Here is a 16,112-nt window from a genome sequence, read left to right on the forward strand (position 1 = left end):
GAATAATCGAGAATTTTTGGCCACATGCTTTCTATCCTTTCGAAACTTCCACAATTCCTTCTTCCTTCAAATTCACCGCGCCATGCTTGTTCACTTTTACTTTTTCATCATCTTTTAGGTTGGTGAACACAATTGGTGTAATTAAGGAAGGAGCATTTTCACGGATAAAGTCCATGTCAAACTTCAGAAGCTCCTGGCCGCGTGTTACTGTGTCACCTTGTGCAACTAGTGCTTCAAAGCCTTCCCCTTTTAAATTCACGGTATCTATTCCAACATGGATTAAAATCTCATGTCCCTCATCAGACTCAATCCCAATTGCATGCTTGGTTGGGAACAAGTTGACGATCTTTCCGTCTACAGGAGAAACCACAAGCCCTTCAGAAGGTTCTATCGCAAATCCGTCACCCATCATTTTTCCGGAGAAAACCTGGTCTGGCACGTCATCAAGTGGTTTAATCTCTCCTTTGATGGGGGCGACAAAACCGCCTTCTGTGGACTTTGTCTGCAACGCATCTGGATTAATTTCTTCAATTTGTTGCTCGACTTCTTCTTTTGGTTCACTTTTTGCAGGACGAGGGGTCTTTCCGTCGATAATATCTTTGATTTGTGATTTTAATGTATCTGATTTTGGTCCGAAAATTGCTTGAATATTATTGCCTACCTCTAGCACACCTGAGGCACCAAGCTTTTTCAACCGTCCTTTATCCACCATCGAAATCTCATTTACGGAAACTCGAAGCCTTGTGATACAGGCATCCAGATGAGAGATGTTTGCTTTTCCACCCATCGCTTCTAGCACATCATGCGGCAGCTCGCCAGCAGTGGAGGGGGTGGTGCCATCCTCGTCCTCCTCCACATCCTCTCGACCTGGTGTGGCAAGGTTAAATTTTGTGATGGCAAAACGGAAACCGAAATAATAGATAACCGAAAATACGAGCCCAACAGGAATTACCAGCCACCAGTCCGTGCGGTTAGGCACCACTCCAAAGAGCAGGTAATCAATGACACCTCCTGAGAAGGTCATCCCAATTTTCACATTTAAAATATGCATCACCATAAAAGATAGTCCTGCAAATACCGTGTGAATCGCAAACAATACTGGTGCAACAAACAAGAAGGAGAATTCAATTGGTTCTGTAATTCCTGTTAAAAAAGAAGTCAATGCTGCGGATGCCATAATACCACCAACGACCTTTTTCTTTTCCGGTCGAGCAGTGTGATAAATAGCAAGTGCTGCAGCTGGCAATCCGAACATCATGAATGGGAATTTTCCTGTCATGAATGTACCGGCAGTGATTTCGGCCTTATCCCGGAGCTGGGCAAAGAAAATCGCCTGATCTCCGCGAACAAGATTTCCTGCCTCTGTTGTGTAGGAGCCGAACTCAAACCAAAATGGAGAGTAAAAAATATGATGGAGACCAAACGGAATTAATGCCCGTTCTATGACCCCAAAAATAAACGCAGATAGCGTCAGGTTTGTATTAATCATGCTTTCTGATAGTGTGTTTAGTCCACCTTGAATCGGTGGCCACACAAAGGACATCAAAATCCCTAGAACCACCGCACTGGCAGCGGTTACAATTGGTACGAAACGCTTTCCTGCAAAAAATCCAAGATAAGAGGGAAGCTCAATATTGTAATACTTATTGTACATGAACGCGCCTAAAATACCGACAATCACTCCGCCGAACACACCGCTTTGCAGAGTCGGTATACCAAGTACGCTAGCGTATGCCGGATCCTTCAGCATCCCATCATCCACTCCGAGAACAACACCCATTGTGGCATTCATAATGAGGTAACCAATAATGGCAGCAAGTGCGGCAACTCCTTCCCCGCCAGCTAGTCCCACTGCAACCCCTACGGCAAAGAGAACAGGAAGGTTATCAAACACAATCCCCCCGGCAGCATTCATGATATTGGCTACCATCTGTACCCAATCCGCACCAAGAAACGGCATCAGTTCTAATAAATTTTCCTCGCCAAGCGCATTACCAAAGGCAAGCAATATCCCAGCTGCTGGTAACAACGCCACCGGAAGCATTAACGCCTTCCCGACCTTCTGAAGAACCCCAAAGACCTTCTTCAAAACAAAACCTCCCATTATGTAATATCTAAAATTGCTTTTAATTTCCCCTAAAAGAGAGGAAATAAACACGAGAGGAAGGGGACGGTTCTTTCTGGTTCACTCGAGGTCCAAATGAACTGGAGAAACGTCCCACTGATTTTAATTAGGAGGATTGTAATCAAATTTTATATTTCTTAACACGTAAAGTGCAGCCATCCCATCACTAGGACAACCGTTTAGATAATTAATAGGAAACAGCGAGAAGAACACGTAGTAAAAAGAAAAGTAAGTGAATTGATAAATGAATATATTTGGCTCAAGTATCTCCATGATAATAAGCTGATTCAACACTAGGATGGAGGTGATGTTAAACAAAGCTCCTCCTAAATACACAAGAATCTTTTCTATTTTCCTTGCACCACTACATACCTTGACATACTCGCACCAGCCATCGTAAAAGTACAAATTACGAATTCGAATTGGCCCAAATTTAAAGATGGTTTTTCCGGTCCCCACATGCATGATCACCTTCCCGCCAAATAACTTTGCAAAAAAATAATGCCCAAACTCATGCAAGACCGTTACCATCGGGAGAACAAGAAAAAAAGAAAGAAAGAACTTCCATAAATCGTTAAAACCAAACATCAGCGCCCAACCTCCCACCAGGTATAAAAGATTTATTGGGGGTGTTTTACCCTAATAATATGGGATAAAACATAGAACGAGAGGACGGTACTTTTGGTCCTTTACGAAGGCGAGAGACGTAAAAAACCTTCTTTATTCCTTGTTTTTTTTCCAAATAATTCTTCTTCATGAAATTTTATGAGTGAATGTTACCAGCTTTTAATAAGGTGTTAATGAGTTTGTAACAGATAATTTAAACCACGTTTATTTTTTCGTTTTAATCTAAAAACGTACTTTACTTTGAGGAGGAAGCAGCATGAGAGATGACAAGCGATTGGAAAACGAAAAATATGATTCGTCAAAGCGAACTTTTTTAAAATATTTCTTAGCAGGGTCAGCGGTAGTTGCACTGGAGACAACTGGAATTGGAAGATTAACTTCCTTTGTTTCGAAGGCACAAGCGGCAGAGGGTGTTTCTCCTTATAAGAGTGTGTATCCAGTTGGGGAAGGTTTCCCACAATCTGTTGCATCAGGAGACCCAACATCTAGTGGGATGATGCTATGGACGAGAATTGATCCTGCTAAAGAAGAAGGATTTTCTACAAAAGAAATTACGAGTGATGTTATTTATTATCTAGAGAATCCATCGGAAGCAAATGATGAATCTCTAACAGAGTCCATCGAACAAGGGAAATTTATCATGTTTGAGGTAAGTACAACGAAGGACTTTTCAAATGTCGAGCTAAAAGGATTCTCTCCGATTTGGAAGGATCATGACAATGTCGTTCGCATTGATTTAGATGGACAGTTAGCAGCGAATAAAACCTATTACTATCGTTTTGTCACGAAAAAAGGTTATGTGAGTAAAACTGGTACGTGTAAAACACTTCCAGAAGAAAACAGCCAAGTTTCCTCCGCTAAAATAGGCTATATTTCCTGTCAGGATTATACAAATGGGTATTTTTCTGCACTAGGTCATATGGCAGAAGAGGACATGACTTTCTTCATTCATCTCGGAGACTATATTTATGAATCTGTTGGAGATGCAGCCTACCAAGGAAATTTAAAGGATAGGCAAATCAAGCTTCCAAGTGGACAAGCCAAAGCATTTACCAAAGAGGATTACCGAAAGCTCTATCAAACGTATCGCGGGGATAAAGACTTACAAAAGCTTCATGAACGTCATGGCATGGTAGCAACCTGGGATGACCATGAGTTTGCCAATGACACGTATTATCCAGCAATTGCACCAGATGATAACCTTGAGTCAGATCCGACAAGAAGACTAATCGCCAATCAAGTTTGGTTTGAATACATGCCTGCACGTGTTCCTTATGATGGGACTAAGTCCTTTGAAGAATCCATCAAAATTTATCGTGCGGTCACCATTGGTAATCTGGCAAACATTCTTTTGACAGATGAGCGCTTATATCGTAGTTCACACCCTTGTGGACAAGAAACGCTAGATCGCTACATTTCAGGCGGATGCGCAGGAATCAATAGCTCTTCCCGCACCATGCTCGGAAAAACTCAGCGTGATTGGTTCTTAAATGAATTGAAAAATGCTTCTGGAACCTGGAAAATCTGGGGCAATGAAGTACAAGTTACCCAATTAAAATTGTTAAATCGCTATGCAAACCTTGATGCATGGGATGGGTATGCCTATGAAAGAGATGTCATCTCACAAACAATCATGAACGAAAAAATAAAGAATTTTATTGCATTAACAGGCGACTTTCACACGTTTGAGGCTTCCTATATGCAATATAAATATGAAAAGGATAGTGAGAAATACGGTGTTGAATTAATGGTTGGATCTGTTACATCAAGTAACCTGCGTGAAACGCTACGAAATGCTTTAAATCAAGCTCCTGATACGTCAGGTCCGATTCCAATTGAAGCGGCTGACGAGCTAATTAATTTAGTGAAAGGGCGCTTAGGTGAAGGAGCTGCATTAACTGCAGAGGTCTTATTTAAAGAAATTCAACAAATCGTCAAAGCAGACAACCCTTGGATTCAGTTGTTTGATAGTACAACACATGGATATGCTTTGCTGGAGCTAACAAATGCTAAAGCAACATGGACCGCCTATTCAGTGGACAATATTGAAAAACCACAATCTAAGAAATCGCTATTATGGCAATGCGAGGTGCCTAATGGCGAAGTAAAAATAAATGTGACACAAGGACAAGGACTAGTCCCTCAATAACGCTCTTTTCTAAAAAGATAGGAGCTAAATTTGCTATTAATAAGGAGGACGATTTCATGCTACAGAATATTGGTATTCCTGGTCTTATCATTATTTTAGTTATCACGCTTCTTATTTTCGGACCAACAAAGCTACCGGAGATTGGCCGTTCATTTGGCGTCACCTTACGTGAGTTCAAAAAAGGAACGAAGGATCTAATGAAGGACGACGAACCAACAACAGAAGGTAATAAAAAGGTAGAAGAAAAAGTGTAATCAAAGACGGGGCTATCTTTTATAGGTAGCCCGCTATTTTTTCAAAGCTAGCGTTAGGAAGGAGGATGACGGTTGGAACAGACATTTTTTCTTGCGCATATAGCGGAGTTAAGAAAACGTTTAGTAAAGATTCTACTATTATATGTCCTAATTTTTTTGATTAGCTTCTTCCAGGTAGGGAAAGTGTATGAGTGGTTGATGAAGAACGCAAATCTTAAACTAACCGTACTTGGTCCTTCAGAAATATTGTGGGTATATTTTATGCTGGCGAGTATCTGTGCGCTTGCAGCCACCATTCCGTTTGCAGCGTACCAAGTTTGGGCGTTTACCAATCCTGCCCTAAAGCCTGAGGAACGAAAATCGACTGCGGTTTTTATCCCGGTATTATTTTTCCTTTTTCTTGCAGGTGTTAGTTTCGGCTATTGGGTAGTGTTTCCAAAGGTGTTTAACTTCGTCGTAACACTGTCTGAGGGAATGTTTGAAACCATGTTTACTGCGGAAAAATATTTTCGCTTTCTATTTCAGCTAACCATACCTCTAGGACTAATATTTGAGCTACCAGCCCTGGTGTGGTTTTTAACAAAAATAGGTCTCTTAACGCCGATGATGATGACCAAATACCGCAAATTTGTCTACCTTGCAATGGTCATCGTTTCTGCAATCCTCACACCACCAGACCTCATATCCCAAACCTTTGTCCTCATCCCATTAATCCTATTGTACGAATCTAGCATTATGCTTTGTGGATGGGTGTACAAAAAGAGACAGGAGGACGGTTCGAAAGCTTCTTTTGCTTAACGATAGAAGCGCCAGAACCGTCCTTCTGGTTTTTATCATACTAATTGCCTATTTCATCGCCTTCGCTGTAAAATAAAGGTAGATGAAAAAGAGGTGATGTTAGACGATGAAACCATTCTCATCCTACTCTAAACATAGCATGTTTGAAAAGAATAAAAACAAGAAATCACATTTGGCTTCTCTAAGGAAAAAAGCCTTAGCAGCACAGACAACTCAGACGGAAGCAACGGAAACAACTTCTCCAAAAACAGCAAAACCTTCTTTGAAGCCCTGGAAAGAAAAAGTGAAAAAGTTAACGCAGAAAGCGCATCTTCAGGAGGAAAAATGGCAGAAGGAAAAAAAGGAACATTTAAACACCAAGAAAACGCTGAAAACAGCTCGAGATAAACTACATCACACGCAAAATAAATTGGAAAACCAACACAAAACTATCCAACACCTTGAAAAAAAGTTGGCAAAAGCGCTGGAAAGACTAGAGGATTTACAAAAGCAAAACGAACAGCTTCAAGAAAAAAACCTCCAACTCGAAACCTCCCTTCTTAAATACAAAAACAGCGCCACCACCTATAAGGGCATGATCAAGCCGCTACAAAAGAAAATGAAAGAATTAACATTCAAAAATGAGATGTATCAAAAAGAACAAGAGAAATGGAACAGGATGCAGGAAAGGCGGTACCAGCAAGAGAACAAGATAAAAGCGACCAACAGAGAGCAGGCAAAGCAGCTAGAAAAATGGCATAACCTATCTCCAGAGCTTCTCCTTCAACACCTTTATGAAAGCATGTCATTAAAAAATCACCAGCAATACTTTGACACGATTAGTTTGCATCGGAAATTTCGGTGGATGCAGAGTACCATAAAACGTCATAATGCTAGGTACATAAAAGATAAACAACCCATTTTTGGTGCTTTAACAAAAAAAGAAGATGGCTGGTGGTTGAAAGGACCTTCGGGGGAGTATTGGAAGATAACCAGTCATCCACCCATTCATCTAAAAGAGGGTACTCCAGTTTTAGCCTCACAAATTGGCAATCGAGTAGAAGTTATCACCATATACCAAGATGAAATCGAGCAAAAACGGGATTCCATCAAGATTGAGAAGGAACGGGAGAGTACTCGTGGAAGGAACAATAATCATTCCTCCCCAGAATTTGTGCAAAAGTTCCCACCGCACGCTTACAATTGGAGTGTTTTGTTAGTAACAAGTGATAACGGGAGCAGGTATCAGCAATTTTTGTCAGAGCAAGGCTTTCAAGTGGATTGGATTGATCCGTATGAGAAGAGCGCGATTCATGTGCACCAACAGATGGCCGCTCATGACCTTGTGCTGCTCGACCTTGGCCACATCCCACATGTCGTCACCAACCTTGTGCCACAAGACGAAACCTGGGTCCAACGCTTTCAAACCTTCCGGAAAAAGACTCTCCTTGCACGAATTCTCTACCTTGCAGCTAACTGCTCACACCCACGAGAGATGGGGTGAGATGGTTCTGCTTGTTTATTCGGAGGAATGAACGGTCAGAACCGTGCTTTGTTTCTTAAAGGAGAAGTGGCACTTGATAGAGAAGTAAGTAGGATAGAAATTTAATCAAGAGGGGATGCGTTTTTTTGCAGGTGGAGAAGAGAAACGAGGTTACAAAAAGCGAAATAGTTAGCCTAATGGCTAAAGCATTAAAGGATAATTATGTGTTTCCAGATGTTGCAGATGATATGGCAAAACATATTGAAATGAAGCTAAATCAAAAGGAATACGAAAGCCTGGATAATCAAAAAGACTTTTGTGAGAAGCTTACAGGAGACCTTCGAGAGGTTAGTCGGGATAAACATATAATAGTACGCTACAACGAGCAAGCGAAATCGGTGGATCAAACGCGAAGTAAAGTGGAGCAGCAAGAAGAGTACCAACTGAAAGCCCAACTAGACAATTACGGTTTTAGGAAGGTGGAGCGTTTGCCAGGAAACATCGGCTACATCGACCTTCGTGGGTTTCATCAACCAGAATATGCGGCAGAAACAGCTGCGAATGCCATGAATTTTGTGGCTCACACAGATGCGCTTATTGTTGATTTGCGTAAAAACGGCGGTGGCTATCCAGAGATGGTTGTTTTCTTAACAAGCTATCTTTTTGAATCAGAGACCTTTCATCTGAACAGCTTTTATTTAAGGACGAATGAATCTACAAGGCAATTTTGGACGCTACCTTATGTTCCAGGGAAAAAGTATGGGGAGAAGAAGCCGGTCTATGTTCTTACAAGTGATCGCACTTTTTCAGCGGCAGAGGAATTCACCTACAATCTAAAAAACTTAAACAGAGCAACGATTATAGGGGATGTGACCGCAGGGGGAGCAAATCCTGGTGAGACCCACCAGCTTACCAAACACATCAGTATCTTTATTCCAAATGGACGTGCCATCAATCCTATCACCCAAACCAACTGGGAAGGAACCGGTATAGAACCTGATATGAAAACCAACAACCCTTATGACGCCGCCTACAAATTGGCGCTTGAGCATGTTATGAAGGTGCGAGGAGAAGAATCTCCTGGCTCAGCATTTGTGGTCAAGGAAGCGGAAAAAGCATGGACGAACTTGAAATAAATCAAATCAGGGGGACGGTTCTCCTGGTTCCTTCGCCGGTTGGCGATGGACCGCGAGAACCGTCCCCCTGTCTGCCTTAACCGATCAGTTGAATAAAAAGGACTTTTAGATAGTTGCCATCTTTAAAGGTGTTGATGGTGGCGAAGTCGCTTGGGAGGGTGAACTCTTCCACGATTTTGTATTTGGTGTTGCTTGTTTTGAACGCTTGGTCGATAAATCCTTTAAACTTGTCCATTCCAAACGTTGCAGCGTTGGTGGAGGCAACAATGACGCCATTCTTTTCAGTTATGGCAATGGCGTCTGTGACCAAATCTGTGTAGTCCTTTTCCGCGCGGAATGTAACCTTTTTGGAGCGAGCAAAGCTTGGTGGATCCATGATGACGACATCGTATTTTACATTTTTCTTTTTAGCATATTTAAAGTAATGGAACACTTCTTCCACCAGGATGGATTGTGTTTTTTCATCGATGTCATTTACGTTGAACTGCTCGATCGTTTTTGGCAGGCTTCTTTTTGCCAGGTCGACGCTGGTTGTTTTAACGGCTCCACCTAGCGCTGCATAAACCGAAAAAGCCCCGGTGTAGGAGAAGGTGTTAAGCACTGTTTTCCCTTTAGCGTACTTATCTCGGATCGTTTTTCGCACCTCGCGTTGGTCTAAAAATACCCCCACCATCGCGCCATCATTCAAGTGTACAGCAAAATTAACCCCGTTTTCTTTTATGATCAGAGGGGATGATGCCCGCTTGCCGCGAATAAAATCGTCATCCTCTACATACTGACCAGCTGTATCGAATCGCTTTTTTTCATAGATTCCTTTGTAGCTGATGATGCCTTCTAGTGCAGTTAGAATGTCCTCTTGAAACGAGTAAATCCCTTTACTGTACCAATTAATGACTAAAAAACCATCGAAATATTCTATGGTAAACCCACCGATTCCATCTCCTTCGCCATTAAAAAGACGAAATGCGTTGGTATCTTTTGATTTCATTAGAGATGCCCGCTTCGATACTGCTTTTTCGAGCGCTTTTTTAAAAAAAGTAACATCTAATTCCTCGTTTGGATCGTTACTAACAATCCAACCGTAGCCTTTGTTTTGATTTCCATAATACCCTTTGCCGAGAAATTGATGACGCTCATCCACCAAGTTTACGAGTGTGCCTTCTTCCTTCAACACATCCCCATTGATTAAGGACTGCTTGCTAATCAGCGGATAGCCACTCTTATATTTTTTTACAAAATTACTCTTTACCTTTACTGTAAGACACTGTCGCATATGTAACTTTCATCCGTTCTATTCAATATTTAAGTGTGGTTGTAATTATACGCATTGTTCGTAGAAAGTGCAAAGAGACAAGGGGACGGTTCTCCTGGTCCAATCGGAAACCGAATGAACCGCGAGAGCCGTCCCCCTTTATTGAAAATCAATTCCGTTCTAATACGTTAACAAGCATCCGGTGGACAACCTCGTGATCACGAGAATCGTGCAATTGGTAGTCTTCGCCTGGTAGGGTGTACCATTCTTCAGCGCCGACATAAGTAATGGATAGGGAGAGCATTCCCTCCTCATCACAAGTGGTCCGCAGTTCTAACTCTCCGCTAATTACACCAACCTCCGCTGTCATCACGCCATGGGTCGCAGTGAAGATAGACGATTTCTTTTCCATTTGCATGCCTCCTTCCATTTGACATCTCTATGAAACTAGTAAGAACAGCCGTTAAGCATTGTTTGTAAAGAGGTTTTTTCCGATGACTGAAGGTGTAATCCCCAGCGGTACTTCGTGTTAATCCACCATTTCGCATATGCGCAGCGAGCACCGGTTCGTGGAGGTTGCCAAGTAGAAGGATCTTGATCTCCTTTGGAACGATTCACACTAGCAGTAACCGCAATCAACTGTGGTCCGTTCAAATCATTGGCGAAGCTGCGGCGCTTATCAGTGGTCCAGCTACTTGCCCCAGAACGCCAAGCCTCAGCCAAAGGAACAACGTGGTCAATATCAATCTCAGATGGTGAGTACACAATGACGCCATCATAGTAACTGTACCACTTTCCAGAAGTTACAGGACAGTTCCCGCTGTAATAGTCGGCATCCCGTTGAAGCACAATTTGGCGGGTGTCGCAGCCACTTCCTTGGCTGCTCCAATGTGGAAAATGATCCCGCGAATAGCCTGACATAGAGCCTTCCGATTTCACAGTAAGTGAGTTTAATTGAGACTGAGCTTCTGATTTGGACGGTGTTCCCGGAGGAAGGGCCGAGGCCGTTTGTAGATCAAATTGAAAAACAGAAAGCGACAGGACAAATGCTACAACTACTAAAAATGATTTCTTCAGCATAGAAATGCCTCCTACTATTAAATTTTTATATTAAAATCTCCTCACAAAAAATGAGATTCCAATAACAAACAAAACCTTTCGAGGAACACCATGAATCAATAAATGAAAAATATGTATCTACTAGAATATTAGTACAATTATCAAGCACCGTCGGTTAATTTTTTGTAAATATCAAAAAACAGAACTAACCTCCCCCATCCATTGCACCAAAAAAGGGTACCGTCAGACGGATTACAACCCTATTAGCCCTAAGAATGCCTTTCCATATCAGATAAAAAATAAGTAATGGAAGATAAAAAAACCTTGCCTCTTCTAAAAAGATAGAATGAGGGCAAGGTTTCTTTTATCATTTATTAGCTTTTCGCTGTTAATAGTATAAAACATTTACTTTGTTACACTTGATGCATCTTTCATAATATTGATGTCCTTTAAAATGATGATCACAATTTTGTTGAATCTCTTTTAAGCGTTTTTCCAATAAAGCAAGGTGAGTTTTTAATTGATTGATCTCTTCTTCAAGTATTTGGACCTTCAACATAAACCTCCTAACAGCAAGAGTTATTGATATAATTCACCACCAGATTTCTTAAACTCCTCCGCTTTTTCCTTCATTCCTTTTTCTATTGCTTCATTTGTATCAAGCTTGTTTTCTTTTGCGTAATTACGAATATCTTGAGAGATTCTCATGCTACAAAATTTCGGTCCACACATGGAACAGAAATGTGCGGTTTTTGCACCTTCTGCAGGTAACGTTTCATCATGATATTCTAACGCGCGTTCAGGATCCAATGATAAATTAAACTGATCTCTCCAACGGAATTCGAAACGAGCTTTTGATAAGGCATCATCTCTTTTATATGCGCCTGGATGCCCTTTCGCTAAATCAGCAGCATGGGCAGCAATTTTATAAGTTATAACACCTTCGCGCACATCATCTCGGTTTGGTAAACCTAAATGTTCTTTTGGTGTAACATAACATAGCATAGCCGTACCATACCAACCGATCATGGCTGCACCAATCGCAGATGTAATATGATCATAGCCAGGAGCTATGTCAGTGGTAAGTGGCCCAAGAGTATAGAATGGCGCTTCCTTACAAACCTCAAGTTGTCTGTCCATGTTTTCTTTAATAAGGTGCATAGGTACGTGACCTGGACCTTCTACCATTACCTGCACATCATGCTCCCAAGCAATTTTTGTTAGTTCTCCAAGCGTTTCTAATTCCGCAAATTGTGCTTCATCATTAGCATCAGCAATGGAACCAGGACGTAGACCATCTCCTAAAGAGAATGCAACATCATAAGTTTTCATAATCTCACAGATTTCTTCAAAATGAGTATATAAAAAGCTTTCTTTGTGGTGGTAAAGACACCATTGTGCCATAATAGATCCACCCCGCGATACAATACCTGTTAACCGTTTGGCCGTTAGCGGAACATATCGCAAAAGAACACCAGCATGAATGGTGAAATAATCCACGCCTTGCTCGGCTTGCTCAATCAACGTATCACGGTAAACCTCCCATGTAAGGTCTTCGGCAACCCCATTTACTTTTTCAAGTGCTTGGTAGATAGGAACGGTTCCTACAGGAACAGCTGAATTGCGTATAATCCATTCCCTTGTTGTATGAATGTTTTTCCCTGTGGATAGGTCCATAATATTATCAGCACCCCAACGTGTGGCCCATGTCATTTTTTCGACCTCTTCTTCGATAGAGGATGAAACAGCAGAATTCCCAATATTTGCGTTGATTTTCACATGGAAATTACGTCCTATGATCATAGGCTCTGATTCTGGATGATTGATATTAGATGGGATAATTGCTCGACCTCTTGCAACTTCTTCACGCACAAATTCAGGTTTCATATTTTCCCTTAATGCGATAAATTCCATCTCAGGAGTGATGATGCCCTTCCTTGCATAATGAAGCTGTGTGACATTTCCACCTTTTTTTGCACGTAGTGGTTTACGCTTTAAACCTGGGAACACATTATGATTAGCACGAGGGTCATTTTCATCCTTATATCCATTGTCTTCCGCCTTGACTTCTCTTCCTTCATATTCCTCCACATCTCCTCGTTCATGAATCCATGTGCTTCGAAGAGGAGGAAGACCTTTTGTAATATCAACGGAATAATTGGTATCTGTATAAGGTCCGCTTGTATCATAAACACGAATTGGTGGATTTTCTTCTTCACCAAAGACGCCCGTTGTAGGACTTAGTTCAATTTCCCGCATCGGTACCTTGATATCGGGTCTTGAGCCTTCAACATAAACTTTTTTACTACCTGAAAAACTAGACATGATGGAAATGTTTTTTTCGTTTAATGAAGTGGTTGACATAAAGTAAATCTCTCCCTTTTCTTAAATTAAAGGACGAGATCTAGGTCAATAAAAGAGGAATGAAGAATTGAATAAAATAAAAAAGCCGAATCCAAAAAGGATGGACCGGCTTTGTACGTAGAAGTTTATTCAATACATGATTATTTTTTCTAACTTCCCCACGCTAGTATGATCTAGATCAGGTCCAAAGGGTCAAGAAACTTTAACGTGTTTCTCTCTCAGCCCAACCTATTGGACTCCCCTAGTTATTTCTATTCAATTTGGTTTTAGTATACTTGAGTTTTAAGTGAAATAAAAGCAATATTAAAATATTCTGATTAAAAGGCGGCTTACACTACACCGAAAAAGGACAAGGAAACATTGCTCATGGTTGCTGAACTCTGTATAAATTGCGAGAACAATTCCCTTCATTCTGTAATTGGAATATGAAAGACTATATGCTAAAATTTACCTATTAGTAGAATAAGAGGAATTTTTTGGAGGCAATCACATGGAAAATTGGCAAGGTTCAGCTGGCGTTTGCGTTAATACAAAAGGACAAGTCCTTATGGTGTTACAAGGATTACCAGAAGAGAAAAAAGCCTGGACAATTCCGTCTGGAGGAAAAGAGGACAACGAAACATTTGAAGAATGCTGTATAAGAGAAATAAGAGAAGAAACAGGCTACGACACAAGAATTATCCAACCTCTGTTCTCCAAAAAAAGTGTAATTTATGGCATTAACGTGGAGGTACAATATTTCGAAGTGGAAATCACAGGCGGAGAAGCGAAAATCCAAGACCCTGACAACCTCATTCACAAAATAGCTTGGAAATCAGCCAACGAAATTAGCAAACTAGAACTCTCCTTTCCGGAAGATAGAGAGTTTTTGATACAAACAATTCGCTAGAACGTAAATGATAGAGTGAGGGAGTAAAAAGATGGATTCAAATGTTGTACAAGAGCAAAATCAACCGACTGTATTAATCAAGATAGGGAAATTCTTTTTATTTATTACCATTTTTGTTGTTGGATTTTTACTTAGCGCTATTAAACTACCAGAACACTTTATCCTCATCTCAGACACGCTTCCAGAAGGAAACCTAAATTTTAAGGTGCAAAACAGGCTGTCAGTGATTATATTTTTCGTCTTGTTGTTACTGTTATTTGGAAAAAAATATATCGGAATGTTCAGCATCGCTCCTTTAAAAAAGAAAGGTACATATCTTTGGATCATCGGGTTGCTCGTGGTCGCCTTATTCCTTCAGTTTCAACCCTTCTCTTTTAGACTTTTACCATTTACATTTGGGGAATATCTACAACTCTTTTTTATATTGGTCATCATTGCCCCTATAGAAGAAGAGCTTTTCTATAGAGGGCTATTAATACTCATCCCTTCAACCAAAATAAAATACATCATGCTTATCATCTCATCGGTCCTATTCGGTCTAATACACGCCGCTTTTTGGGGATCATTTATAATAGGCCTAGTTCTAGGCATTCTGGCCATTCGCTACCGAAACATCTTAGTCACGATCGTAGCACACTCCCTTTGGAATACATTTGCTATGTTTTTCTAGAATACAGGGGGGCGGTTTTCTTGGTTCATTCGAAATCTGAAAGAACCAAGAGAATCTCCCAACTAATACACCCTAACCTTATGCCATGTACCCTTCCAATTCTTTTTCACGATTCGTTCTTCATAGATGGCAGCGAGCTCTTTTGTTTCGGTGAACATCGGGGTTGGTTTTATCACCAAATTCAGTACGTCTTCTAGTCCCCAAGGCGCAATTAGGACCAAGTTGTTTTCCTTATCCAATGTTAATCCCAAAGCTGTCGCGGTCTCTGGGAATTTCGAGATGGCATCGACCGAAGAAATGTATGGAGAAAGGTTGTTCACCGTGTGCATTCTTGCTTGATTTTTTACCGACCATGGTACGTGAGGCATCAAGCTTGTTAATTTTTCCTCTAGTAATTTTTCAACATTTTCATCCACATAGGAAGGGTCATAATAGATCACATCCACATCTGGAATAGCGGTTCTTTCCGTAAACCCGTGCAACACATCCCAAATTTTTGACCGTACAAAACCAGCACAAACCCACCAGTCATGAAGTCCTAATGTACGTGCAGCCCTTATGATCTCCATCATCTCGTCATCGCTTTGAATCATCTGTAGCACATCGTATTTATCCATAAATGTAACCCCTCTTTCAAACAACGAACATATATTCCTATTCTATCACACTAATTTTCACCCTAGTTATTTGAAAAATGGTACAATTAGGATATTTCCAAAGGGGGATAGCGATGCTAAAAAGAAAATACGGCGACCGTGCAGAATGGAAGCGAGTCATCAAACGCCAATACACCCAAACATTCCTAGATATAGAAAAATTCAAAGGGTATGTTACCTTACTCCACGTGCAAAAAGTCTCAGAGCCTCTCGAGGTTTCCTATGAGAAAAAGCAGGTCTGCATTGTGGATGACGGTTATATATGGCTTCAGCATTTTCCCATCCACGAGCAACACTCTCTAACGACCATGTTCAACGCCAAAGGAGAAGTCGTTCAGTGGTACATCGATATCGCGGAAAAGAACGGAATCGAAAATAATATTCCGTTCTTAGATGACCTATTTCTTGACATCGTTGTCCTTCCTAGTGGTGAAATCATTCAGAAAGATGCAGAAGAGCTCGAGGTAGCTTTGAAAAAAGGTTGGATTAGTCAAGATCAATTCAACATGGCTTGGGCAGAGGCGAACAAGATTAATAAGTTACTTCTTCAAAATGAGTTTCAATTGTTGGAGTTAGCGAAGCTACATAAGGAAATGCTGCTTGAAAAGAAAGATTTGTAATAAGTCACAGTTAAAAGGTGTGAGAGCTTTATCTAACTCAAAAAAGTAGCT

16 protein-coding genes and 1 riboswitch are annotated in these 16,112 nt (G+C 40.9%); of the genes, 8 read left to right on the forward strand and 8 right to left on the reverse strand.

Annotated elements, in window-relative coordinates; genetic code table 11:
- Positions 1-31: 31 nt before the first annotated feature.
- Positions 32-2,104: a glucose-specific PTS transporter subunit IIBC gene (gene ptsG, locus FIU87_RS02715; protein WP_152443166.1), complete on the reverse strand. Its 2,073-nt coding sequence runs from the start codon at positions 2,102-2,104 to the stop codon at positions 32-34.
- A gap of 123 nt (positions 2,105-2,227) precedes the next feature.
- Positions 2,228-2,713 (reverse strand): zinc metalloprotease, encoded by a 486-nt coding sequence (locus tag FIU87_RS02720; protein ID WP_152443167.1) that lies wholly within the window; start codon positions 2,711-2,713, stop codon positions 2,228-2,230.
- 295 nt (positions 2,714-3,008) lie between these two features.
- Between FIU87_RS02720 and FIU87_RS02725 the strand changes: the two genes are divergently transcribed.
- The 5 genes from FIU87_RS02725 to FIU87_RS02745 all read left to right on the forward strand — a co-directional run bounded on the left by FIU87_RS02725 (position 3,009) and on the right by FIU87_RS02745 (position 8,551).
- Positions 3,009-4,901: an alkaline phosphatase D family protein gene (locus FIU87_RS02725; protein WP_152443168.1), complete on the forward strand. Its 1,893-nt coding sequence runs from the start codon at positions 3,009-3,011 to the stop codon at positions 4,899-4,901.
- A 56-nt stretch (positions 4,902-4,957) separates the two neighbouring features.
- Positions 4,958-5,155: a twin-arginine translocase TatA/TatE family subunit gene (gene tatA, locus FIU87_RS02730; protein WP_152443169.1), complete on the forward strand. Its 198-nt coding sequence runs from the start codon at positions 4,958-4,960 to the stop codon at positions 5,153-5,155.
- A gap of 72 nt (positions 5,156-5,227) precedes the next feature.
- Positions 5,228-5,953 carry a twin-arginine translocase subunit TatC gene (gene tatC / locus FIU87_RS02735; RefSeq protein ID WP_152443170.1) on the forward strand — a complete coding sequence of 242 codons (726 nt, stop codon included), beginning with the start codon at positions 5,228-5,230 and terminating at the stop codon, positions 5,951-5,953.
- 106 nt (positions 5,954-6,059) lie between these two features.
- Positions 6,060-7,436, forward strand: coding sequence for a hypothetical protein (locus FIU87_RS02740; protein WP_152443171.1), 1,377 nt, complete (start codon positions 6,060-6,062; stop codon positions 7,434-7,436).
- Positions 7,437-7,567: 131 nt separating this feature from the next.
- Entirely contained in the window at positions 7,568-8,551 is a 984-nt protein-coding gene (locus FIU87_RS02745) for a S41 family peptidase (RefSeq protein WP_301538649.1), read from the forward strand.
- 76 nt (positions 8,552-8,627) lie between these two features.
- On the opposite strand, the gene FIU87_RS02750 is transcribed toward FIU87_RS02745, so the two are convergent.
- The 5 genes from FIU87_RS02750 to thiC all read right to left on the reverse strand — a co-directional run bounded on the left by FIU87_RS02750 (position 8,628) and on the right by thiC (position 13,226).
- Entirely contained in the window at positions 8,628-9,824 is a 1,197-nt protein-coding gene (locus tag FIU87_RS02750) for a class I SAM-dependent rRNA methyltransferase (RefSeq protein WP_152443173.1), read from the reverse strand.
- 148 nt (positions 9,825-9,972) lie between these two features.
- A complete protein-coding gene (locus FIU87_RS02755; RefSeq protein ID WP_152443174.1) occupies positions 9,973-10,215 on the reverse strand; it encodes a hypothetical protein in 243 nt (80 codons plus the stop codon).
- A 35-nt stretch (positions 10,216-10,250) separates the two neighbouring features.
- Entirely contained in the window at positions 10,251-10,883 is a 633-nt protein-coding gene (locus FIU87_RS02760) for an HNH endonuclease family protein (RefSeq protein ID WP_152443175.1), read from the reverse strand.
- 367 nt (positions 10,884-11,250) lie between these two features.
- Positions 11,251-11,421 (reverse strand): serine protease, encoded by a 171-nt coding sequence (locus FIU87_RS02765; protein ID WP_253905492.1) that lies wholly within the window; start codon positions 11,419-11,421, stop codon positions 11,251-11,253.
- A gap of 20 nt (positions 11,422-11,441) precedes the next feature.
- Positions 11,442-13,226, reverse strand: a complete 1,785-nt coding sequence (gene thiC / locus FIU87_RS02770; protein WP_152443176.1) for a phosphomethylpyrimidine synthase ThiC — start codon at positions 13,224-13,226, stop codon at positions 11,442-11,444.
- Between the two features lie 138 nt (positions 13,227-13,364).
- Positions 13,365-13,479, reverse strand: a riboswitch (TPP riboswitch).
- Positions 13,480-13,716: 237 nt separating this feature from the next.
- Between thiC and FIU87_RS02775 the strand changes: the two genes are divergently transcribed.
- Both FIU87_RS02775 and FIU87_RS02780 read left to right on the forward strand, forming a co-directional pair.
- Positions 13,717-14,115 (forward strand): NUDIX hydrolase, encoded by a 399-nt coding sequence (locus tag FIU87_RS02775; RefSeq protein WP_152443177.1) that lies wholly within the window; start codon positions 13,717-13,719, stop codon positions 14,113-14,115.
- Positions 14,116-14,146: 31 nt separating this feature from the next.
- Entirely contained in the window at positions 14,147-14,785 is a 639-nt protein-coding gene (locus tag FIU87_RS02780; protein ID WP_152443178.1) for a CPBP family intramembrane glutamic endopeptidase, read from the forward strand.
- Positions 14,786-14,847: 62 nt separating this feature from the next.
- Here FIU87_RS02780 and FIU87_RS02785 read toward each other — a convergent pair whose 3' ends face one another.
- Complete coding sequence (locus tag FIU87_RS02785) at positions 14,848-15,402, reverse strand: nucleotidyltransferase family protein (protein ID WP_152443179.1); 555 nt, start codon at positions 15,400-15,402, stop codon at positions 14,848-14,850.
- 113 nt (positions 15,403-15,515) lie between these two features.
- Here FIU87_RS02785 and FIU87_RS02790 point away from each other — a divergent pair, with 113 nt between their 5' ends.
- Entirely contained in the window at positions 15,516-16,061 is a 546-nt protein-coding gene (locus FIU87_RS02790) for a ribonuclease FAU-1 family protein (RefSeq protein ID WP_152443180.1), read from the forward strand.
- Positions 16,062-16,112 lie beyond the last annotated feature (51 nt).

It is taken from the genome of Bacillus sp. THAF10, from assembly GCF_009363695.1.
GTDB lineage: Bacteria > Bacillota > Bacilli > Bacillales > Bacillaceae_I > Sutcliffiella_A.